Here is a 20,579-nt window from a genome sequence, read left to right on the forward strand (position 1 = left end):
CCCATGAGATATTCACCTAAAGCCCGCCCGGCTCAGGTCGATAACCCGTCATCGATACCTGTTCCGGGCTAACCTGCCCTGAAGCAGCTTTTCCCACAGAAGGTTTTTATGTCTTCCAACAAAGCCCGCGCAGACTCACTGTCACTTCTGCTCTTTACCTTGCGCAGCGGCAAGCTGATGGCGATCAACCTGCTGAAAGTCAGCGAAATCATTCCCTGCCCGCCGCTGACCAAGCTGCCGGAGTCCCACCCCCACGTCAAAGGCATCGCCACCCTGCGCGGCGCCTCGCTGTCGGTGATCGACCTGAGCCGGGCCATCGGCGAGCGCCCCCTGGTGGACCCCGATGGCGGCTGCCTGATCGTCACCGATGTCAGCCGGTCCAAGCAGGGCCTGCATGTCCAGGCCGTGAGCAAGATCGTCCATTGCCTGACCACCGACATCCGCCCACCGCCCTTCGGCTCCGGCGGGGTACGTTCCTTCATCACCGGGGTGACCCAGGTCGACGGCACGCTGGTGCAGGTGCTCGATATCGAAAAAGTCATCCATGTCATCGCCCCGGCGCAGATCGAAGTCGCCCCGACCGAATTGACCATGGAAGAAGCGGAAATCCTCGGTCACGCGCGCATCCTGGTGGTCGATGACAGCCAGGTGGCCCTGCAGCAATCGGTGCACACCCTGCGCAACCTCGGCCTGACCTGCCATACCGCGCGCAGCGCCAAGGACGCCATCGGCTGCCTGCTGGACCTGCAAGGCACCGCCGAACAGATCAACGTGGTGGTCTCGGATATCGAGATGTCGGAAATGGACGGCTACGCCTTCACCCGCACCGTTCGCGAGACCCCGGATTTCCAGGACCTCTACATTCTCCTGCACACCTCCCTGGACAGTGCCATGAACAGCGAGAAGGCGCGCCTGGCCGGGGCCAACGCGGTGCTGACCAAGTTCTCTTCGCCGGAACTGACCAAATGCCTGATCCAGGCGGCCAGGACCGTGGCCGCCCAAGGTATCTGAGATGCCCCACCGTCATTGCCTGTTGCTGCGCAAGGACCTCGACGACCTGCTGGAGGTGCCGCAATGGCCGTCCGGAATTCGCCTCGGTGTGCTGCGACCGGAACTGATGCAGGCCGTGCACGACCTGCTGGTGCTGGGCTACCGCGACGGCAGCGTGCCTGTCGCGGACTTCGCCAGCTGGCGCGAGCATTTCACCACGGATGCCGAGTACGATCCGACGCTGTGCCTGATCGCCATGGACGAGCAGGGTCTCGCCGGTGTCGCCCAATGCTGGACCAGTGCCTATATCAAGGACCTGGTCGTGCATCCACGCCGCCGTGGCCAGGGCCTGGGCCTGGCGTTGCTGCGCCATGCCTTCCAGGTCTTCGCTTCGCGGGGCGAAGCCTTCGTCGACCTCAAGGTGATGGAAAACAACCTGCCCGCCCGGCGCCTGTACGACAGCGCCGGCATGCGCTTTATCCAGCGCTATGAAGTCAGCCCGGCTCAGGCATAATCCGGTTTTTGCCGGATGCACCTTCAGGAGACCTGCCATGAAAGCCTCTACCCTGATCTTCATCAGCCTCGCCGCGTTGGCGACCCAGGCCCAGGCCTCCAGCCCCGACGCCTGGATTGCCTACAACAAGGCCGTGCTGGCCAGTTGCACCAAGGCCAGCAGCCTCAAGAACGTGAAGCCGGTGGGCAATCCGGCACAATTCGATGACAAGATCGGCTACACCGCCGTGCTGCTGCATGGCCGCTACCCGCAGGCCCACATGAAAAACCAGCCGGGCACCGAACTGTGCCTGTACAACAAGAAGAGCAAGACCGCCGCCGTGACCGAGTGGGACTCGGTGATGCCGGCGCGCAGCAACTGAGGGACTGGCGCACAACTTGCTTCGACCCAGGTTCACGCGGTGACGGCGTGCCGGATTTGTGTCACCGCCCCAGCCTTTCCCTTGCCGTCGGTCGGTCCATGAACACCCATTTTTCCTGCGTAGGGTGCGGCAAATGCTGCACCGATCACCATGTCCCGCTGACCTTGGCCGAAGCCCGCCAGTGGGCGGCGGACGGCGGCCAGGTGATCGTCCTGGTGGAAGCTTTCCTGCCGAACGGCCTCGGCTTGCCGCAGGCCCAGCGCGAGCACGCGCAACGCCGTTCCTGGGGCGTTCCCAGCGGCAGCACCGAGGCCCGCGTGGCGATCACCTTCGCCGCCTACAACGTCGGCCCCTGCCGGAATCTTGACGAAGAGCAGCGCTGCCGGATCTACGAGCGCCGACCGCTGGTGTGCCGCATCTACCCGATGGAAATCAATCCGCATATCCCGCTGCGCCCCGAGGCCAAGGACTGCCCGCCGGAATCATGGCAGGCGGCCCAGCCGCTGCTGATCAGCGGCGGGCAACTGGTGGACGCCGATCTGGCGCGGATGATCGAGGACTCGCGCCAGGCCGACCGTGAGGATATCCAGGCCAAGGAGCTGATCTGCGAACAGCTGGGCATCCGCACCACGGCGCTCAAGGGCGACGGCTTCACCGCCTACCTCCCGCACATGCCGGCATTCGCGGCCGCCATTGACCAGGTACGGCAACTGACGTCCTGGCCGGCGGCGAGCGAATGGAGCTTTCATGTCTCCGGCCCGGCCATCACCGAGCAGTTGCAGGCGGCCGGGGCGCGGGTGGTGACTGAAGCGGCAACCACCTACGCGTTCATCGCCTTGCAGGCGGCCTGAGCCGTCAGCAACGCTTGCGCCAGAACTCCTGGGCCAGCGAGCGCAAGTCGTTCGCCAGCCCCGCTAAATCCCCCGAGTTGAGATGGCTCTGCTGGCCGACACTGACCAGCGCCTCGCAGGCATTGCGGATGCTGACGATATTGCGACTGATGTCCTCGCTGACGGAACTCTGTTCTTCCACCGCCGAAGCGATCTGCTGACTCATCGCGGTAATCCGGCTGACCCGCTGGCTGATCCCGGCCAGGGCATCGGCCGCCTGCTGGACCTGCTGCACACTGTCTTCGGCCTGCTGGCTGCTGTGTTGCATCACTTCCACCGCATTGCGCGCACCGTCCTGCAGATTGCTGATCATCCGCTGGATTTCGTTGGTCGACTGCTGCGTGCGCTGGGCCAGCCCGCGCACTTCGTCGGCCACCACCGCGAAGCCCCGGCCCTGTTCCCCGGCGCGAGCGGCTTCGATGGCGGCGTTGAGCGCCAGCAGGTTGGTCTGGTCGGCAATCCCGCGGATCACCTCCAGGACCGTGGAAATCTCGGTGCTATGGCTTTCCAGGTGCAGGATCACCTCGGTGGCGCGTGCCAGCTCGTTGGCCAGGCGCAGCACCGCGCTGCGGCTTTCGCCCACCAGTTGATGCCCCTCGCGGGTTTCGCTGCCGACCTGGTCGGCCGCCTCGGAGGCCTGCTGGGCATTGCTGGCGACCTGGGCGACGCTGGCGCTCATCTGCTGAATGGCGGCCGCCACCTGGTCGGTCTCGGCCTGCTGATCCAGGGTGCTGCCATGACTGCTCTGGATATGCCGGGCCAGCGCCTGGGCATGCCCGGACAGGCGCAGCGAGGCATCGTCGATGCGCCCCACCACGGCCCCGACCTGCGCCTCCAGCATGCTCAGGGCAAAACCGATCTGGCCGATCTCATCGCTGCGGCCGGTGTAGATCGCCTGGCTCAAGGGGTTGTCGGCGATCTCCCGGCCGCGTGCCGCCAGCCGGGAAAACGGGCGCAAGGACAGGTGGGTCAGCACCCCGACCAGCGCGCTCCCCAACACCCAGAGTCCCAGTTCAACCTCCAGCGACTGCCCACCGGCCCCGTGCCCCAGCGCCAGGACCAGCGCAAACGCGGCGCTGGCCTGCGCCCAGAGCCGGGTCTGCAGGCGCAGGCCGGGCAGGCGCTGGCGCCAGGGCAGACGCCCGCTACGCAACCAGCCGTACCAGCGCTCGGCGGCCTCGACCTGCGCGGCGTCGGGCCGGGTTCTCACCGACTGGTATTCGACGGTCTGACCATCGCGGGTCACCGGCGTGGCATAGGCACTGACCCAGTAGTGATCGCCATTCTTGCAGCGGTTCTTCACCAGGCCCATCCATGAGCGCCCACCCTTGAGGGTTTGCCACATGTGCGCGAAGGCCTCGCCAGGCATGTCCGGATGACGCAGCAGGTTATGCGGCGAGCCCAGCAGTTCCTCGCGGCTGTAGCCGCTGATCCTGATGAAATCGGCATTGGCGTAGGTAATCGTGCTGTCCAGATCGGTGGTCGAAAGAATGTTGGCATCAAAGGCGACGTCGACATTTCGCCCGGTAATCGGGAGATTGATCTTCATGGAAGCGCGCTCGGAGGGTTGAGAGGAGTCGGCAGCGCGTCGACTCTAAGCGCACGGAAAAGCAAAACACTGATCCAGCTCAGGTTCTTGGCATTTAGCCATGAACCTGATGAGGGGCCCTGTCAGCCGATGGACGCGCTGACAGGGAGGACAGGCGGGGAACTCAGCGCTTGCCCATGGAGCGACGCGTGCCGTTGGGTGCGCGACCCGGTCTCTCGTGGTGGCCGTCCTTGCCGTTTTTCTGGTGCCAGGCCTGGCCGGTCTTTTTCGCCGCGGCGAACTCGGCGGGCTTGAACGGAAAACTGAAGGCCGGGATCACCGGCTTGTCGCTGACCGCCAGCTCAGCCTCGACCACAGGCTCTTCATCCGGGTGGGTGGAAACGGACGGTTGTTCAGGGGAAGTCATGGAAGCTCCGAAAAGGCGGGACGGATCAGGTCGAACCGAAAGACCGCAGTATACCTGCGAGCGCCCTGCCCGCGCCGCCGCCAGCGGTCATTTATAGAACAAATCGACCACCACCCCGGCCGAGAACGGCCCGGCCTTGGGCTGGGCGCTGTGCCACAACAGTTCGGCGTCGAACTGGGTCATGGCGGCCTGGGTGTCGCCCAACAGCTCGGCCAGGTGGAAGGAGCGGTTGTATGGAATCACCCCGCCGCCCGCCCTGACGATGCGGATGCCGACACCGTCGTTGCCGCTGGGGATCAGCAACTCGCCGGCCAGGGTGCCCGATACCGGCTTCAGCCGTGCGTCCAGGCTGAAGGCGCTGTCGCAGGTGCGGCTGGTATGCAGGGCGAACGGTCGCCGTTCGGCCACCTGCCCCACGACCACGTTCTGGATGGCGATCCGCCCGAAATCGACGGTGTCCGGGATCACCTGCAATTGCGCGTCACAGGCCACGAAGCGCAGGCCGCCGAGGTTGTTGATCACATAGTTGAGCGAGTCGCCAAGGGGACCCGGCCCGCTGCCGCCGTCGAGCTGGAACAGGCGGTAATCCTGCAAGCGGCTGGCCACTCCCGACGGCGGCGTCGGCCCGAACTTCTCGATAAACACCGAAAAGCCCAGGTTGAAACTCAAGGCGCCACAGGCCTGCACGTCGACACAGGCCGGCACGCTACGGCCGGTGGCGATACGCCCGTTGCTCTGGCGATGATCGACCCCTTCGTGGCTCAGGCCGACACGAATCCCCTGGCCGACCACCTGATGGGCCGGGTTCAGATGGATATAGATCTCTTCCTGGGGCCCCGGCTGGCCGCCCCTGGCACAGTCCACCGCCAGGTTGACCGGCTCGGAACGCCAGACCACCGTGCCGTTGGGCGCCGACGCGGGAATCGCCACGGTGCTGCCGAGATCGGCACTGGCCACCAGCGAACCGCTGCCTTGCAAGGTACAACTGAGGGCAAAACAGCTGGCCGGGCTCAGCAGCCCGAGCAGCAACAAGGCACGCGGCCAGGTGAGATGAAGCGTCTTGGTCATGGGGAGGTCCGTTCTGCAAGGGAGGAAGCGTCGCCCAGCAGCGACGCACTGAAAGGGATGCCGACATCGAAGCGGGCGCTGTAGGCGCGCTGGCCGCCGTAGTCGGTCAGGGCGTTGAACCGCAGCAGGCGCTGCTGGCTGGCCATGGCACGGGTTGCCAGCAGCACTTCCCGGTGTTCTCCCGGCGGCACCAGCAGGTCGTCGCCCAGCGGATGAGTGCCTTGCTCGCCGGCCAGTTCAAGGCTCAATAGCGCGGCATGAAAGGCCGTCGGGTTCTCCACTTTCAACCGCGGCACGCCGCTGGCATCCGGTTCCAGGACCCAGCGCAGCCGCTCCGGCGTGAGCGCCGGATCGCCGGCCAGCCCCGGCGGCCGGAACAGCACATTGATCCGCTGGCGGATGGCAATGCTCAACTGGCTGTCGCCGGGACGCACCCGGGGGATTTCCATCACATAGAGGTGCAGCAGCGACTCATGCTCCGTCGGCATCCCGCGCCCTTCATACATCAGTCGCAAGGCTTGCCGACCATCGGGCGCCAACCGCGAAATCGGCGGGGTCAGCACAAAGGGCAGGTCTTTCGCCCCACCGGCGTCTTCCCGCGACTCCAGCCAGGCTTGCAGCAGCACCTCCTGGCGCCCGCGGTTGCGGGCCTCGATGCTCACGTCGGTAAAGCGCCCGTCGAACACCAGCCGCGTACCGCTCAGGGACACCGTGGCCTGGGCCGGCGCCGCCGAAACCAGGCTCAACGCCAGGAGCAACGCCTGTACAGGTTTCATTGGCAGACCCCCTTGACCCGGTCATAGGCCAGTTGCGGATCCCGTGGCGGCAGGCGGAAATGGAACTGGCAGCCTTGCCCCGACCATTTCACCTGCAATGTCCCCTCCTCCCGGTCGCTGAGCACCAATGCGCGGCTGGTCGGGTCGACCACCGCCAGCGACTTGCCCTCGGCATCCTGGACGCTGGCCCCCAGCGGTAACGCGCTGCCATCGGCCAGGCTCAGCTCGAACTGCACCCGGCGACCGGCACTGGCGTTGAAACGCACCAGGGTCGACGAACCCCGACGCGGCACCACCTGGGCGATGGCGTTCTCGACCTCGACGTCCGCGCCCAGGTCACGGGTATCCAGGCTGATCCAGTTGGCGCGGTAAGGCTGGGCATACGGCAGCACCGCATAACCATTGCCTGCGGTCTCGACGCCGCTGAAGTTGTTGAAACGCGCGCCGCGCACACCCGGCACCTCGACCAGTGCGAAGGTGTCGCCCAGCGATTGCCCGAGGTTCACGCCTCCGCCGTGGGCGACCAGCGAGCCACGGGCACCGATGTTCCAGCTGTTGAAATCCTGGCCGTGGCTGTAGCCGGCCTCGAAGCGCCCGACCGAGGTCGTCGCGTTGACACTGGCGGAGCCGGCGCGGGCCCCGGAACCGTCATTGCCGGCCAGCACCGAGTAGAACGCATTCTGCTCCAGCACGCGCCCGGTCAGGCCGGCCATGACACTGGAGTCGCCCTGGTTGTCGCGTACCGCCGTCAGCGAGGCACGGGTCGAGCTTTCATGACGTCCCAGCGGCAGCGACAGCGTCAGGGTGAACTGATGATCGGTGTCGACCTTGCCATTGATATCCATCGCCTGGGTCCGATCCACGGAGAGACTGTAGCTGAGGTCGCGCCAGTAGCCGCCATAGGTCGCGTTGAACTGGCGGGACTTGCCCGGCAGGTTCCAGAAGCGCTGTTCAAGGGCGGTGAAGCTGAAGGTACCGTTCGCCACGGGCTGGCTGAGGGTGATATCGAAACGGTCGCGGGCCCGGCCGATCTGGTTCTGCGCCAGATGGCTGCGCTCGTCCACATGCTGGTCGAAACTGCGGTAGTGCTCGCTGGAGTAGCGATAGCCGGCCAGGGCAAAGGTCGTCCGCGTGGCATTCAGGGTATTGGCATAACGCAGGCGCACGCTCTGCCCGCCGATATCGGTAGTGGCCTGGCGGCTGACCGAGTGGGTCAGGTCCGCCGACACCGCGCCCAGTCCCGTGTTGACCCCCAGGCCCAGGTTGCTGGCCTGGAAATCCTCGGCCAGTTGCACGCCGCCGAAGCCGGTGATCAGCTCGCTCAGCCCGTAGATCAGCGTGGTGCTGGCAAACCCCGGGTTCTCGTCCCGATCGTCGTTGCTGTCATATTGCCCGGCCTCGACGCTGTAGCTGAAGGTGCCCTTGGGCAGCATCAGGGGCAGCGACGCGAACGCCTGGATAAAGGTGCGACGGCGACCGTCCGCCTCGATCACCGTCACCAGCAGGTCGCCATTGGAACCGCTGGGGTAGAAGTCACTGATCTCGAACGGTCCGGGTGGCACGTTCGAGCTGTACAGCAGGTAGCCGTTCTGGCGAATCTCCACCGTCGCATTGCTTTCCGCCACGCCACGGATGGTCGGCGCATAGACCCGCTCGCTGTCGGGCAGCATGCCGTCGTCCGAGGCTACCTGGGCACCGCGAAACCGTATGCTGTCGAAGACCCGCGAGTCGCTGTAGGTCTCGCCGAGGGTCAGTTGGCCTTTCCAGGCGGTCAGGTCGCGCTGGGCATAGGTCTGGTTGCTGGTGAAATGCGAGGATTGCCGGTCCGAGTGCACCAGCGAGGACTCGTTGCGCAAACGCCAGGCGCCGAGGTTCAGGCCATTGCGCAGGCCCAGGTAATAGCTGTCGCTTTTCTGTCGATCGAGTTCGCGGCGATTGCCGCTGAAGCTGTAGCTGATGAAACCGCTGTTGACCCCCTCGTCCCACAGCTCCGGCGACAGGTAGCCCCTGGCGCTGCGGCGCAGTGCGATCTGCGGGACGCTGAGGTTGAGCGCCAGGGTATTGGGTTGGTAGTCGACACTGGCCTGGTCCAGTTTGCCGAGATCGAAACAGTGCTCGGGGGCAGCCTGGGAGGGCAGTTCGACCAAGGCCTTGAGGCGCTCGGCGTCGAGCCCCAGATCCTCCAGCAGGGCCAGGGTCAGGCAGGGTTCCACGCGCCCGCTGAGCGTATCGCGGCTGAAGCGCACATCCCGGCGGGCACTGAGTACACGGTTCAGGTAGATGTCCACCCGATAGAGGCCGGGCAAGACGCTGTTGCCCTCCAGGAACGCCTTGATATCCGCCGGCTGCTCGCCGCCATGGATAAAGGCGGTATTGAACCTGACAGATTCGCCGGCCGACTCCACAACGGCCGGATCCGCAAAAGCCAGGTCCGGCACCAGCAGGCACAAGCCCAGAGGTATGACGGCCTGGCGATTCACGCTCTGCAACAGGGGGCGTGTCGCGGCCTCCCTTTTCCCACGACACGATGACACCAGAACTTCCTTTGTTCTTCGATAAAGCCAGTCCATTTGCAACCTTCACTCAATGTCTCGAGATGTTTGTTAAAGGCGAACGCCTACGCGCACGGACTCTTGCGAGGGTGCGACGCACTTGAAATTGAAAGAGATGCCCGGTGCGAGTGCGCTAATTCTCGACCCACAGGGCCTGGCCGCTTTTCCAGTCGCGACTGGAAAGCTGATAAGGCACGACGGCCCCATGGTCATTGATGCTCTTGAAGCTCAGTCGCGCCTGTTGCTCCGTCACGGGAGCGGGTAGCTCGAACACCTGCGCCTGTCCGGGAGCCAGCATCGCGTTCTTGCGGTGCAGCAGGCGGGCCGTGGTGCCGAACAGTTCGATATCCACCAGGCTGACATGGAACGGTCCGGGATTGCTCACCGCCAGCGTGCCGTCGGGCTTCAGGCGCCAGCGCAATTGCCGGGGCGCCTGCTCCGGATCGGCCATCAGCTGACGGGGACGATAGAGCACCTTGATCCGCTGGCGAATGCCGATCTGCAGCACATTCTCCTGCTCGCTTGCCTGCGGTATTTCCTGGACATTCAACCAGAACAGCGATTCGCGGTCGGTAGGCATCTCGACGCCCGAATGGATGACCCGCACCGTTTGCCGCCCGCCTCCGGACAGCGGCACCAGGGGGGGGACAACGGCAAAGGGCAACTCTCCCGCCGCGGGATCCTCGGCCTCCAGCCAGGACTGCAACAGGATCGTCGAGCGGTTCTTGTTCAAGACACTGAGCACGGCTTCCTTGTGCTGCGCCGGGTACACCAGACGCGTGGCATTAAGCACGATCCCGGCCTGCGCATGGACTCCTGTCCACACGACCAGGGCCATGCCGATCATCGACGTCATCAACTTGCACATGTTGCGACCCATCTATAGCCAATAAAAAAACGGAGCTTTGCAGCTCCGTTCGAGACAACCACTCAGTTGTAGGTCAGTACGAAGGGCACTGTACCGGTGGCCGCACCTGGCACCGTCGCCACGCCGTTCTTCACGAACACCGCCCGCAGGGACAGGGTGCCGCTGGAACCGCTGCCGCTGGGCTGGAGAATGCCGTCGATGGTGTCGGTGGGGTCCTGGATATTCAGGAAGTTATCGTTGTCCCGGCGTATCAGGCCGATGCCCACGCCCTTGGCCGCACCGGCCGTGGTCAGCAGGTAGGGATCGTTCTGATCGACCTGGGCCGGACGGAATGACATGTGCACGCTGTTTTCCGCCGCCGGTTGCAGGCAGGTCACCAGCAGATCGATGTCCTTGGCCGTGCCCAGGCGGGATTCGGTACGGTTGCCGATATCGGCGAAGGAAACACGCCCGAGGTCGACCGGAATGTTGTCAGCGGACCCGCCGCCGGACGACACATCGCAACTGGTATTGGTCAGTGCACCGGTAAAGTTCAGCGTGCCACCGTTGGCGGCGAGGGCGGAGCCAGTCACGCCCAGGGCGGCACCCAATAAAGCCAACGTCAGGGAAATCTTTTTCATGCGAACACAATCCTTCGAGTTAATCGTTTGTACCCATCACTTGGGTGGCGGCCAATATAGTCGTCGATCGTGAATCGAACTATCAGACCCGGCCTGATTCAGGGTGCCGATTTAACGCGAAAACAGGACATCTGCCTCTGTCAGAGAAACATGTCATTCGACGGACACAGAAAAATGACCCGGAGAGTGTTTAAGATTAAAAACAGAAAGATGAAAATCGTCGAATTTAAACACTCGCAAGCCAACTCCCTGAAACTTTCCAGGGAAATTTTAATTATATCGATCAGACAGTTGCTTGTACTGATCACCAGCGCCGTGGCGCAGAGTCAACTTGACGCCGGATATTTCAGGGGACGCCGCCCGACTCTATACAGTCCAGGCAGCGCTTATGCTTCGCCACACGTACAGTTCTACAGGTACGTGATCACCACAATGCCCTTGGGCGAGACCGTGGTGATGCTGGAAGCCCCGTTCGACAAGGGTTGGTAACTTGCATTGAAGGGCCGGGCGCCACCGCTGCAGGCATTGTCAGCGGTGTCGACCGACACCACGACACCCGGCGCTACCTGGATATGTTGTGAAGCACCACGGGCATTTGCCGAACCCGCGGACGACACTTCGCATGCGGCCTCGACGATCTGCCCGGTAAAACGAATCTGCCCGCTGTTGGGCGTGGCCGCCTGTACAGTGGAACAAACTCCCATCAACAACAAGACACCCAACACCGATAGTGTGTATTTCATATCAAGTACTCCCAAACCAGGGGAACCCCTTATCAAGTAAAGCCCACTTGCAAGCATTCCACTGAAAAACGGGGAATATCCGTAGGACTTTTTATATTCGATTAAACACGCCACTATCCTGATAGCACTTCTGCGCGAAGCACATATCTTTGAAAAACAAGCCATTGAACAAACAGTGGTACTTACCGGGTTATCGTCCCTTATGGCGGTTCCTTTAATGGCCGCCCCGCCCTTTCGTTTCTGGCCTCGCCCCGGCCCTGGCTGACAGCCCTGTCAGTTAGCTGTCACCGTGCTGACCGGGTCGCGGGGTTATAAAGAGGCTACTGTTCTGCCAGCATTCACCTTCCCATTCCTTGTCCCGGCGTTTTGACAGCATGCACATCCAGAAAAAAACCGTGTTGGGCCTTGTCGTGATCCTGGTGGTGGCCGCCGGGGCGACCTGGGCGCTGACCCGTCCCGCCCATACCAAGCAGGCCGGCAACGTGGCGATACCGGTCAAGGTGGTCAACGTCGCGCAACGGGATGTGCCGCGCTACGCCAGCGGTATCGGTACGGTGCTGTCGCTGCACAGCGTGGTGATCCGGCCACAGATCGACGGCATCCTGACCCGGCTGCTGGTCAAGGAAGGCCAACTGGTCAAGGAAGGTGACCTGCTGGCGACCCTCGACGATCGTTCGATCCAGGCCAGCCTGTCCCAGGCCAGGGCCCAACTGGCGCAGAGCCAGGCACAGTTGCAGGTGGCGGAAATCGACCTCAAGCGCTACAAGCTGCTGACCGTCGACAACGGTATTTCAAAACAGACCTACGATCAGCAACAGGCACTGGTCAATCAGCTCAGGGCCACCGCCCAGGGCAACCAGGCGGCGATTGCCGCCGCCCAGGTGCAACTCTCTTACACCCAGATCCATTCGCCGGTCACCGGCCGGGTCGGTATCCGCGCCGTGGACGAAGGCAACTTCCTGCGCATGAGCGATGCCCAGGGCCTGTTCTCCGTGACCCAGATCGACCCGATCGCTGTGGAGTTCTCCCTCCCCCAGCAGATGCTGCCGACCCTGCAAGGGTTGCTCGGTGCCGCCAAACCGGCCACGGTGGATGCCTACCTGGGTGACGACGGACATACCGGCACCCTGCTCGGCGCCGGCCACCTGACGCTGATCGACAACCAGGTCGCGGCCACCACCGGCACGATCAAGGCCAAGGCCGAATTCAGCAACCCGACCCAGAAGCTCTGGCCGGGCCAACTGGTGAATATCAAGATCCAGACCGCCCTCGACCAGGATGCCCTGGTCGTGCCGCCGTCGGTGGTGCAACGCGGGCTGGACGGTTACTTCGTCTATCGGATCAAGGACAAGGGCGTGGAAATCGTCCCGGTGCAAATGCCCTACCAGGACAGCGACCTGAACATCATCACGGGCGTGCGGGCCGGCGATGTATTGGTCAGCGATGGCCAGTCGCGGCTCAAGCCCAGCTCGCAGGTCGAAATACTCGGCGAACCCAAGCTGGCTGAACAGGCCGTGGCGGTGGAGCCCAAGCCATGATCAAGGAAAGTCGCGGTGTCTCCGCCTGGTGCATCGATCACCCGGTGGCGACCATCCTGCTCACCTTCGCCCTGGTCCTGCTCGGGTTGATCGCTTTCCCGCGCCTGCCCCTGGCGCCCTTGCCGGAAGCTGAATTCCCGACCATCCAGGTCTCCGCCCAACTGCCCGGTGCCAGCCCGCAAACCATGGCGTCCTCGGTGGCGACACCGCTGGAAGTGCAGTTCAGTGCCATCCCAGGCATGACCCAGATGACCTCCAGCAGCGCCCTCGGCTCGACCACGCTGACGCTGCAGTTCACCCTCAGCAAGAGCATCGATACCGCCGCCCAGGAAGTCCAGGCGGCGATCAACACCGCCTCGGGCAAGCTGCCCAAGGACATGCCGACCCTGCCGACCTGGCGCAAGGTCAACCCGGCCGACAGCCCGGTGCTGATCCTCAGCATCAGCTCGAGCCGGATGCCTGGCACCGAATTGAGCGACTACGCCGAAACCCTGCTGGCACGCCAGCTCAGCCAGATCGACGGCGTCGGCCAGATCAACATCACCGGCCAGCAGCGCCCGGCGATTCGCGTCCAGGCCTCGGCCGACAAGCTGGCGGCCATCGGCCTGACCCTGGCGGACATCCGCCTGGCGATCCAGCAGACCAGCCTCAACCTGGCCAAGGGCGCGCTCTACGGCAAGTCGAGCATTTCCACCCTGTCGACCAACGACCAGCTGTTCCAGCCGGAGGAGTACGGCCAGCTGATCGTCTCCTACAAGAACGGCGCGCCCGTCCAGCTCAAGGACGTGGCCCGGGTGATCCGTGGTTCCGAGGACGCCTATGTGCAAGCCTGGTCCGGCGACGAGCCGGGCGTGAACCTGGTGATTTCCCGTCAGCCGGGGGCCAACATCGTCGAGACCGTGGACCGCATCCAGGCCGCCCTGCCGGGCCTGGAAGCCATGCTCCCGGCCTCGGTGCAGGTCAAGGTGCTGATCGACCGCACCCAGACCATCCGCGCCTCGCTGCATGAAGTGGAAATGACCCTGCTGATCGCCATCCTGCTGGTGGTGGCGGTGATGGCGCTGTTCCTGCGCCAGCTGTCGGCGACCCTGATCGTCTCCGCCGTGCTCGGCGTCTCGCTGGTGGCCAGCTTCGCCCTGATGTACGTGATGGGCTTCAGCCTGAACAACCTGACCCTGGTGGCGATCGTCATCGCCGTGGGCTTCGTGGTGGACGACGCCATCGTCGTCGTGGAAAACATCCACCGTCACCTCGAGGCCGGCGACGGCATGCGCGAGGCGGCGATCAAGGGCGCCGGCGAGATCGGCTTTACCGTGGTGTCCATCAGCTTCTCGCTGATCGCCGCGTTCATTCCGCTGCTGTTCATGGGCGGCGTGGTCGGCCGGCTGTTCAAGGAATTCGCCCTGACCGCCACCTCGACCATCCTGATTTCGGTGGTGGTTTCGCTGACCCTGGCCCCCACCCTAGCCGCGCTGTTCATGCGTGCCCCGGTGCATCACGAACATTCGAAAGCGACCTTCGGCGAACGCCTGCTGGCCGTCTACGAGCGCAACCTGCGCCGCGCCCTGGCACGCCAGAAAACCATGTTCGGGCTGTTCTGCGTGACCCTGTGCCTGGCCATCGCCGGTTATGTGTTCATTCCCAAGGGCTTCTTCCCGGTCCAGGACACCGGCTTCGTCCTCGGCACCACCGAGGCCGCCGCCGATGTGTCCTTCACCGATATGGTCGCCAAGCACAAGGCGCTCGCCGAGATCGTCGCGGCCGACCCGGCGGTGCAGGCGTTCTCCCATTCGGTGGGCGTCTCGGGCAGCAACCAGACCATCGCCAACGGCCGTTTCTGGATCGCCCTCAAGCCACAGGACCAGCGGGACGTGTCCGCCAGTGCCTTTATCGATCGCATCCGTCCGCAACTGATGAAGATCCCCGGCATCGTCCTCTACCTGCGGGCGGGCCAGGACATCAACCTCAGTTCCGGGCCGAGCCGGGCCCAGTACCAGTACGTGCTCAAGAGCAACGACGGTGACACGCTCAACACCTGGACCCAGCGCCTGACCGAGAAACTGCGGGCCAATCCGGCGTTTCGCGACCTGTCCAACGACCTGCAGCTGGGCGGCAGCATCACCCACATCAACATCGACCGCAGCGCCGCCGCGCGTTTCGGCCTGACCGCCAGCGATGTCGACGAAGCCCTCTACGACGCCTTCGGCCAGCGCCAGATCAACGAGTACCAGACCGAGACCAACCAGTACAACGTGATCCTCGAACTGGACGCCGCCCAGCGCGGCAAGGCCGAAAGCCTGAACTACTTCTACCTGCGCTCGCCCCTGACCGGCGAAATGGTCCCGCTGTCGGCCCTGGCGCGCTTCGACGTCCCCACCAGCGGCCCGCTGTCCATCGCCCATGACGGTATGTTCCCGGCCGCCAACCTGTCGTTCAACCTGTCACCCGGCGTGGCCCTGGGCGACGCGGTGCTGATGCTCAACCAGGCGAAGAACGAAATCGGCATGCCGGCGTCCATCAGCGGCAGTTTCCAGGGCGCGGCCCAGGCCTTCCAGAGTTCCCTGGCCAGCCAGCCGTGGCTGATCCTCGCCGCGCTGGTGGCGGTCTACATCATCCTCGGGGTGCTCTACGAGAGCTTCGTGCACCCGCTGACGATCATCTCCACCCTGCCGTCCGCCGGCCTCGGTGCACTGATCATGCTGTGGCTGCTGGGCCAGGACTTCTCGATCATGGCGCTGATCGGCCTGGTGCTGCTGATCGGTATCGTGAAGAAGAACGGCATCCTGATGATCGACTTCGCCCTGGAAGCCCAGCGTGGCGGGCTCACACCGGAGGAAGCGATCTACAAGGCCTGTATCACCCGGTTCCGCCCGATCATCATGACCACCCTGGCCGCCCTGCTCGGCGCCCTGCCGCTGATGCTCGGCCACGGCACCGGCGCCGAGTTGCGCCAGCCCCTGGGTATCGCCGTGGTCGGCGGCCTGCTGGTGAGCCAGGCGCTGACGCTGTTCACCACACCCGTCATATACTTGTGGCTCGAGCGGCTATTCCATCGGCCCCAACCGGCAAGCGTGCCGGCGATCACTCATTGAGGCTGGTTCATGCGTGTCCTGATTATCGAAGATGAAGAGAAGACCGCCGACTACCTGCATCGTGGCCTGACGGAACAGGGTTACACCGTCGACCTCGCGCGCGACGGTGTCGGTGGGCTGCACCTGGCGCTGGAAAGCGACTACGCGGTGATTATCCTCGACGTGATGTTGCCGGAGCTGGACGGCTTCGGTGTGCTCAAGGCGCTGCGGGCGCGCAAGCAGACGCCGGTGATCATGCTCACCGCCCGCGAGCGCGTCGAGGATCGCATCCGCGGCCTGCGCGACGGCGCCGACGACTACCTGGGCAAGCCCTTTTCCTTTCTCGAACTGGTAGCGCGCCTGCAGGCGCTGACCCGACGCAGCGGCGGCGGCCACGAGCCGGTACAGATCAGCGTCGCCGACCTGTGGGTCGACCTGATCAGCCGCAAGGCCAGCCGTGCCGGCACCCGCCTGGACCTGACCGCCAAGGAGTTCTCGCTGCTCAGCGTGCTGGCCCGGCGCCAGGGCGAAATCCTGTCGAAGACGGCGATTGCCGAGATGGTCTGGGACATCAACTTCGACAGCGACGCGAATGTCGTCGAGGTGGCGATCAAGCGCCTGCGCGCCAAGCTCGATGGGCCGTTCGAACAGAAACTGCTGCACACCATCCGCGGCATGGGCTATGTGCTGGAGAGCCGTGGTGTCGAGTAACTCCATCGCCCTGCGCCTGAGCGGGATGTTCAGCCTGGTGGCGATGCTGGTGTTCCTGCTGATCGGCGGGGCCCTGTACCAGCAGGTCGACAAGGGCCTCGGCCTGCTGCCCGAGGCCGAACTGGATGCGCGCTACAGCGTGCTCGAGTCCTCGCTCAATCGCTTCGGCACCCCGGACCACTGGGTGAAGATCAACGCCAAGCTCAAGCAACTGGGCGAGGAAGACAAGCGCATCCGCTTCTGGGTGGTCAGCAGCGATCCCAACTATGAGTACGGCAACCCCGACGCGCAGATCCGCGCCTTCGCCGCCGGCCCCAAGGGCATGCGCGACCTGCGCCTGCCGGGACACGCCTATCCGTTCAAGGTCCTGCTCAACACCATGCCGGCCAAGGACCAGCGGCCGCCGCTGCAGTTCCTGATCGCCATCGATACCGAGACGTTCTGGCAGACCCAGCATCAGTTGCTGATCGCCCTGATCAGCCTGGCCATCGTCGGCGTGCTGCTGGCTTCGGCCCTGGGCTACTGGGTCGCACGAATCGGCCTCAAGCCGCTGATCAAGCTGTCCCAGGAAGCCCGCAAACTGGCGCCGCCGCGGCTGACCGGACGCCTGCAACTGTCGCCGCTGCCGCCGGAACTGAGCCAGTTCGTCAACTCCTTCAACTCGACCCTGGAACGGGTGGAGCAGGCCTATTCGCGGCTGGAGTCGTTCAATGCCGATGTGGCCCACGAACTGCGCTCGCCACTGACCAACCTGATCGGCCAGACCCAGGTGGCCCTGACCCGCGGGCGTTCCGCCGAGCATTATTTCGAGGTGCTGCAATCGAACCTCGAAGAGCTGGAGCGCCTGCGTTCGATCATCAACGACATGCTCTTCCTCGCCAGCGCCGACCAGGGCAGCAAGGCCACCAAGCTGATCAGCACCTCGCTGGCGGCGGAGGTCGCAACGACCCTGGACTACCTGGATTTCATTCTCGAGGACGCTCAGGTACGGGTCGAAGTCAGCGGCGATGCCCAGGTGCGGATCGAGATCGCCCACCTGCGCCGGGCCCTGATCAACCTGCTGAGCAACGCAGTGCAACACACCGCGCCCGGCCAGGCGATCACCGTGCGCATCGAGCAGGAGGGCGGACGGGTGGCGATCGCCGTATCCAACCCCGGGGAAACCATCGCCAGCGAACACCTCTCGCGCCTCTTCGAACGCTTCTATCGCGTCGACGCCTCGCGCAGCAACAGCGGCGCCAACCACGGCCTGGGCCTGGCCATCGTCAAGGCAATCGCACTGATGCATGGCGGCGACGTGTTCGTGCGCAGCGGCGACGGCAGCAATACCTTCGGTATCTACCTGCCGGCCTGAGCGATGCTCCCCGAAAATCCCGAGGGCCGGCCCCCAGCCCCCTGAAACTGGCCTTTTTCTTGCCTGGGATCTGTATATGCGTCAATAAACCTCGCAATCGAGAACGCCACCATCAATCACCGCCCGGCAAAACCCTCCAACCCGCAGATGTTGCTGATACTGGGTAGCACGCTGACGGTCATTGCCATGACGGCTATCGTCACCTACCTGCTGGTACGGGAACGCGCCGATGCCGCTCAGGCCGCCGCCCGGGCGGCGAGCAATATCGTGCAACTGATCGATGCCGATGTGCTGCGCAACGTGGAACTCTACGACCAGGCGGTCCAGGGCCTGATCGCGGCTTCGCAACGCCCGGACCTGGTGGGGATCCCCCCCGAGGTCCGCCATCTCGCGCTTTTCGACCGGGCCTCGAGCGCCTCCCACAGAGGAGATGTCCTGCTGCTCGATCGCCAGGGCGATGTCATTGCCGACTCGCTATCGGTCACGCCGAGGGTCGCCAATTTCTCCGACCGTGAGTACTTCCAGATTCACAAGGACAATCCGGACCCGAAACTGACGATCACCGGCCCCTTCAAGGCCCGTCGAGCACCGCATTTCTGGCTCCTGGGTTTCAGCCGCCGGCTCTCCACGCCAGACGGGGAATTTCTCGGCGTTGCCACTGCCGCGTTGCGCCTCAGTTATTTCGACGAGTTGTTCAAGTCGCTGGACATCGACAAGGGTAGTTCAGTCAACCTGATCAGCGCGCAAGGTATTCTCCTCGCCCAGCAGCCACACATGGGCGAAGATCTGATCGGCAAGGACTTCAGCAAACGCCCCAACTTTCTCCGTATCATGAAAGAGGGCGAAGGCAGTTTTACCGGCATATCCAGCCTTGATGGTACCGAGCGGCTCTATACCTTTGCCAAAGTGGGCAAGTTGCCGCTGATCGTGGTCGTCGCGCTTTCCACCGATGGTGTCTACGCGGCCTGGAGACACACCGCCTCCCTGACCGGCCTCGCCACAGGCATTCTCTGTTTCATCCTGCTCTGGCTGACATGGCTGCTGTCACGGGAGTTGCGCCTGCGCCGGCGCGCCGAAAAGGCACTCGCCAAACTGGCGACGACCGACCCGTTGACCGGCCTGGCCAATCGTCGGGCGCTGGATGATGCGCTGCTACGTGAATGGGCCAGGGCGCGACGCTCGGGTAAACCGTTGTCGCTGCTGATGATCGATGCCGACCATTTCAAGGCCTTCAACGATCGCCATGGTCACCCGGTCGGTGATGAAGCGCTGAAGCGCCTGGCGAGGGTGATCAGCGACAGCATTCGCCGTCCTGGCGACATCGCGGCGCGTTATGGCGGCGAAGAGTTTTCCGTGATCCTGCCTGAAACCGACGCGCAAGGTGCCTTGAGCCAGGCGCAAAAGATCAGGACAGCCATGGCCGCGCTCCCCCCCTTCGGGGACGACAGCCAGACAATCACCGTCAGCATTGGCGTCAGCACCACTTCCCAGCCTTGCGAAGGCAGCGTGGAACAGCTGCTGCACACAGCCGATCGGGCGTTGTACCAGGCCAAGCACGATGGGCGCGACCGGGCGTTGCATATCCCTGTCGGCGGCTAAAAAAAACCGCCCGAAGGCGGCTTTTAAAAACAACAAAAGGAGAGAGTCGTTACACGGCCGCAACAGGACGCATGTAAGAGATCGGCGCGGTGCTGGCGTCTTCGAAGGTCACGACTTCCCAGGCATCGGTCTGCTCAATCAACTTGCGCAGGAGCTGGTTGTTCAGTGCATGGCCCGACTTGAAGCCCTTGAACTCACCAATCAGGCTATTGCCCAGCAGGTAGAGGTCACCAATGGCGTCCAGGATCTTGTGCTTCACGAATTCGTCTTCATAACGAAGGCCGTCTTCGTTCAGAACACCGTCTGCATCGACCACGATGGCGTTTTCCACGCTACCGCCGAGTGCGAGGTTGTGCTTGCGCAGGTACTCGATATCACTCATGAAACCAAAGGTCCGGGCGCGGCTGACTTCTTTTACGAACGAAGTGCTGGAAAAATCCACGCTGGCACTCTGGGTGCGGTCACGGAACACCGGGTGATCGAAATCGATCTCGAAGCTCACCTTGAAACCTTCGAAAGGCACGAAAGTGGCGCGCTTGTCGCCGTCTTCCACTGTGACTTCACGCAGGATGCGGATGAACTTCTTGGCTGCGTCCTGTTCTTCCAGGCCGGCAGATTGAATCAGGAATACGAAGGGTCCGGCGCTACCATCCATGATCGGGACTTCGGACGCGGAGAGCTCGACGTAGGCGTTATCGATGCCCAGGCCGGCCATGGCCGAGAGCAGGTGCTCCACCGTGTCCACCTTGACGTCACCATTGACCAACGTGGTCGACATGGTGGTTTCGCCAACGTTTTCCGCGCGCGCAGGAATCTGTACCACAGGGTCGAGGTCGGCGCGGCAAAACACGATGCCGGTGTCCACAGGCGCTGGCTTGAGGGTCAGGTAGACCTTCTCGCCGGAGTGCAGGCCGACACCTGTAGCACGGATAATATTTTTCAGGGTGCGTTGTTTAATCATGGCATGGG

At 63.7% G+C, this 20,579-nt stretch carries 18 protein-coding genes and 1 pseudogene; 9 read left to right on the forward strand and 10 right to left on the reverse strand.

Annotation, left to right across the window (positions count from 1 at the left end):
- Positions 1-108: 108 nt before the first annotated feature.
- The 4 genes from ACL9RJ_RS11380 to ACL9RJ_RS11395 all read left to right on the forward strand — a co-directional run bounded on the left by ACL9RJ_RS11380 (position 109) and on the right by ACL9RJ_RS11395 (position 2,716).
- Entirely contained in the window at positions 109-1,011 is a 903-nt protein-coding gene (locus ACL9RJ_RS11380) for a chemotaxis protein CheV (RefSeq protein WP_017123628.1), read from the forward strand.
- A 1-nt stretch (position 1,012) separates the two neighbouring features.
- A complete protein-coding gene (locus ACL9RJ_RS11385) occupies positions 1,013-1,504 on the forward strand; it encodes a GNAT family N-acetyltransferase (RefSeq protein ID WP_177084164.1) in 492 nt (163 codons plus the stop codon).
- A gap of 37 nt (positions 1,505-1,541) precedes the next feature.
- Positions 1,542-1,865 carry a hypothetical protein gene (locus tag ACL9RJ_RS11390; protein ID WP_103032745.1) on the forward strand — a complete coding sequence of 108 codons (324 nt, stop codon included), beginning with the start codon at positions 1,542-1,544 and terminating at the stop codon, positions 1,863-1,865.
- A 98-nt stretch (positions 1,866-1,963) separates the two neighbouring features.
- A complete protein-coding gene (locus ACL9RJ_RS11395) occupies positions 1,964-2,716 on the forward strand; it encodes a YkgJ family cysteine cluster protein (protein WP_042934315.1) in 753 nt (250 codons plus the stop codon).
- Between the two features lie 4 nt (positions 2,717-2,720).
- On the opposite strand, the gene ACL9RJ_RS11400 is transcribed toward ACL9RJ_RS11395, so the two are convergent.
- From ACL9RJ_RS11400 to ACL9RJ_RS11440, 9 genes and pseudogenes are all read right to left on the reverse strand, one after another.
- Positions 2,721-3,767 carry a methyl-accepting chemotaxis protein gene (locus ACL9RJ_RS11400; protein ID WP_377651041.1) on the reverse strand — a complete coding sequence of 349 codons (1,047 nt, stop codon included), beginning with the start codon at positions 3,765-3,767 and terminating at the stop codon, positions 2,721-2,723.
- Between the two features lie 255 nt (positions 3,768-4,022).
- Positions 4,023-4,304: pseudogene (locus tag ACL9RJ_RS11405) on the reverse strand (PAS domain-containing protein); the annotation flags it as partial.
- Positions 4,305-4,467: 163 nt separating this feature from the next.
- Positions 4,468-4,710, reverse strand: coding sequence for a hypothetical protein (locus ACL9RJ_RS11410; protein ID WP_042934308.1), 243 nt, complete (start codon positions 4,708-4,710; stop codon positions 4,468-4,470).
- Between the two features lie 87 nt (positions 4,711-4,797).
- On the reverse strand, positions 4,798-5,778 hold the full coding sequence (locus ACL9RJ_RS11415) for a fimbrial protein (RefSeq protein ID WP_017123624.1): 981 nt from the start codon (positions 5,776-5,778) through the stop codon (positions 4,798-4,800).
- Positions 5,775-6,554 carry a fimbrial biogenesis chaperone gene (locus ACL9RJ_RS11420; RefSeq protein ID WP_212810101.1) on the reverse strand — a complete coding sequence of 260 codons (780 nt, stop codon included), beginning with the start codon at positions 6,552-6,554 and terminating at the stop codon, positions 5,775-5,777. The genes ACL9RJ_RS11415 and ACL9RJ_RS11420 overlap by 4 nt, the downstream gene beginning before the upstream one ends.
- Positions 6,551-9,124, reverse strand: coding sequence for a fimbria/pilus outer membrane usher protein (locus tag ACL9RJ_RS11425; protein WP_370590985.1), 2,574 nt, complete (start codon positions 9,122-9,124; stop codon positions 6,551-6,553). The genes ACL9RJ_RS11420 and ACL9RJ_RS11425 overlap by 4 nt, the downstream gene beginning before the upstream one ends.
- A gap of 115 nt (positions 9,125-9,239) precedes the next feature.
- Complete coding sequence (locus ACL9RJ_RS11430) at positions 9,240-9,974, reverse strand: fimbrial biogenesis chaperone (protein WP_422765258.1); 735 nt, start codon at positions 9,972-9,974, stop codon at positions 9,240-9,242.
- 62 nt (positions 9,975-10,036) lie between these two features.
- Positions 10,037-10,594 (reverse strand): fimbrial protein, encoded by a 558-nt coding sequence (locus ACL9RJ_RS11435; RefSeq protein WP_017123620.1) that lies wholly within the window; start codon positions 10,592-10,594, stop codon positions 10,037-10,039.
- A gap of 410 nt (positions 10,595-11,004) precedes the next feature.
- Positions 11,005-11,337: a type 1 fimbrial protein gene (locus ACL9RJ_RS11440; RefSeq protein ID WP_212810102.1), complete on the reverse strand. Its 333-nt coding sequence runs from the start codon at positions 11,335-11,337 to the stop codon at positions 11,005-11,007.
- Between the two features lie 374 nt (positions 11,338-11,711).
- Here ACL9RJ_RS11440 and ACL9RJ_RS11445 point away from each other — a divergent pair, with 374 nt between their 5' ends.
- The 5 genes from ACL9RJ_RS11445 to ACL9RJ_RS11465 all read left to right on the forward strand — a co-directional run bounded on the left by ACL9RJ_RS11445 (position 11,712) and on the right by ACL9RJ_RS11465 (position 19,610).
- Positions 11,712-12,875 (forward strand): efflux RND transporter periplasmic adaptor subunit, encoded by a 1,164-nt coding sequence (locus tag ACL9RJ_RS11445; protein ID WP_177084158.1) that lies wholly within the window; start codon positions 11,712-11,714, stop codon positions 12,873-12,875.
- Positions 12,872-15,967 (forward strand): multidrug efflux RND transporter permease subunit, encoded by a 3,096-nt coding sequence (locus ACL9RJ_RS11450; RefSeq protein ID WP_177117750.1) that lies wholly within the window; start codon positions 12,872-12,874, stop codon positions 15,965-15,967. Before ACL9RJ_RS11445 ends, ACL9RJ_RS11450 begins: the two co-directional genes overlap by 4 nt.
- A 9-nt stretch (positions 15,968-15,976) precedes the next feature.
- Entirely contained in the window at positions 15,977-16,657 is a 681-nt protein-coding gene (locus tag ACL9RJ_RS11455) for a heavy metal response regulator transcription factor (protein ID WP_017123616.1), read from the forward strand.
- Positions 16,647-18,011, forward strand: a complete 1,365-nt coding sequence (locus tag ACL9RJ_RS11460; RefSeq protein WP_212810104.1) for a heavy metal sensor histidine kinase — start codon at positions 16,647-16,649, stop codon at positions 18,009-18,011. The genes ACL9RJ_RS11455 and ACL9RJ_RS11460 overlap by 11 nt, the downstream gene beginning before the upstream one ends.
- Before the next feature lie 147 nt (positions 18,012-18,158).
- Positions 18,159-19,610, forward strand: coding sequence for a diguanylate cyclase (locus ACL9RJ_RS11465; RefSeq protein WP_178991238.1), 1,452 nt, complete (start codon positions 18,159-18,161; stop codon positions 19,608-19,610).
- Positions 19,611-19,659: 49 nt separating this feature from the next.
- Here the strand turns inward: ACL9RJ_RS11465 and lpxC are convergent, their stop codons facing one another.
- A complete protein-coding gene (gene lpxC / locus ACL9RJ_RS11470; RefSeq protein ID WP_007939852.1) occupies positions 19,660-20,571 on the reverse strand; it encodes a UDP-3-O-acyl-N-acetylglucosamine deacetylase in 912 nt (303 codons plus the stop codon).
- Positions 20,572-20,579: the final 8 nt, after the last annotated feature.

This window comes from Pseudomonas sp. Mn2068 (assembly GCF_049319725.1).
Classification (GTDB): domain Bacteria; phylum Pseudomonadota; class Gammaproteobacteria; order Pseudomonadales; family Pseudomonadaceae; genus Aquipseudomonas; species Aquipseudomonas gingeri.

What these genes read in the sequence shown, in the direction of transcription:
- ACL9RJ_RS11450 (WP_177117750.1), top strand. Translation starts at nt 12,872, where the DNA reads ATGATCAAGGAAAGTCGCGGTGTCTCCGCCTGGTGCATCGATCACCCG.
- lpxC (WP_007939852.1), bottom strand. Translation starts at nt 20,571, where the DNA reads ATGATTAAACAACGCACCCTGAAAAATATTATCCGTGCTACAGGTGTC.
- ACL9RJ_RS11440 (WP_212810102.1), bottom strand. Translation starts at nt 11,337, where the DNA reads ATGAAATACACACTATCGGTGTTGGGTGTCTTGTTGTTGATGGGAGTT.
- ACL9RJ_RS11435 (WP_017123620.1), bottom strand. Translation starts at nt 10,594, where the DNA reads ATGAAAAAGATTTCCCTGACGTTGGCTTTATTGGGTGCCGCCCTGGGC.
- ACL9RJ_RS11385 (WP_177084164.1), top strand. Translation starts at nt 1,013, where the DNA reads ATGCCCCACCGTCATTGCCTGTTGCTGCGCAAGGACCTCGACGACCTG.
- ACL9RJ_RS11390 (WP_103032745.1), top strand. Translation starts at nt 1,542, where the DNA reads ATGAAAGCCTCTACCCTGATCTTCATCAGCCTCGCCGCGTTGGCGACC.
- ACL9RJ_RS11395 (WP_042934315.1), top strand. Translation starts at nt 1,964, where the DNA reads ATGAACACCCATTTTTCCTGCGTAGGGTGCGGCAAATGCTGCACCGAT.
- ACL9RJ_RS11430 (WP_422765258.1), bottom strand. Translation starts at nt 9,974, where the DNA reads ATGTGCAAGTTGATGACGTCGATGATCGGCATGGCCCTGGTCGTGTGG.
- ACL9RJ_RS11465 (WP_178991238.1), top strand. Translation starts at nt 18,159, where the DNA reads ATGTTGCTGATACTGGGTAGCACGCTGACGGTCATTGCCATGACGGCT.
- ACL9RJ_RS11415 (WP_017123624.1), bottom strand. Translation starts at nt 5,778, where the DNA reads ATGACCAAGACGCTTCATCTCACCTGGCCGCGTGCCTTGTTGCTGCTC.
- ACL9RJ_RS11445 (WP_177084158.1), top strand. Translation starts at nt 11,712, where the DNA reads ATGCACATCCAGAAAAAAACCGTGTTGGGCCTTGTCGTGATCCTGGTG.
- ACL9RJ_RS11455 (WP_017123616.1), top strand. Translation starts at nt 15,977, where the DNA reads ATGCGTGTCCTGATTATCGAAGATGAAGAGAAGACCGCCGACTACCTG.
- ACL9RJ_RS11425 (WP_370590985.1), bottom strand. Translation starts at nt 9,124, where the DNA reads ATGGACTGGCTTTATCGAAGAACAAAGGAAGTTCTGGTGTCATCGTGT.
- ACL9RJ_RS11410 (WP_042934308.1), bottom strand. Translation starts at nt 4,710, where the DNA reads ATGACTTCCCCTGAACAACCGTCCGTTTCCACCCACCCGGATGAAGAG.
- ACL9RJ_RS11380 (WP_017123628.1), top strand. Translation starts at nt 109, where the DNA reads ATGTCTTCCAACAAAGCCCGCGCAGACTCACTGTCACTTCTGCTCTTT.
- ACL9RJ_RS11420 (WP_212810101.1), bottom strand. Translation starts at nt 6,554, where the DNA reads ATGAAACCTGTACAGGCGTTGCTCCTGGCGTTGAGCCTGGTTTCGGCG.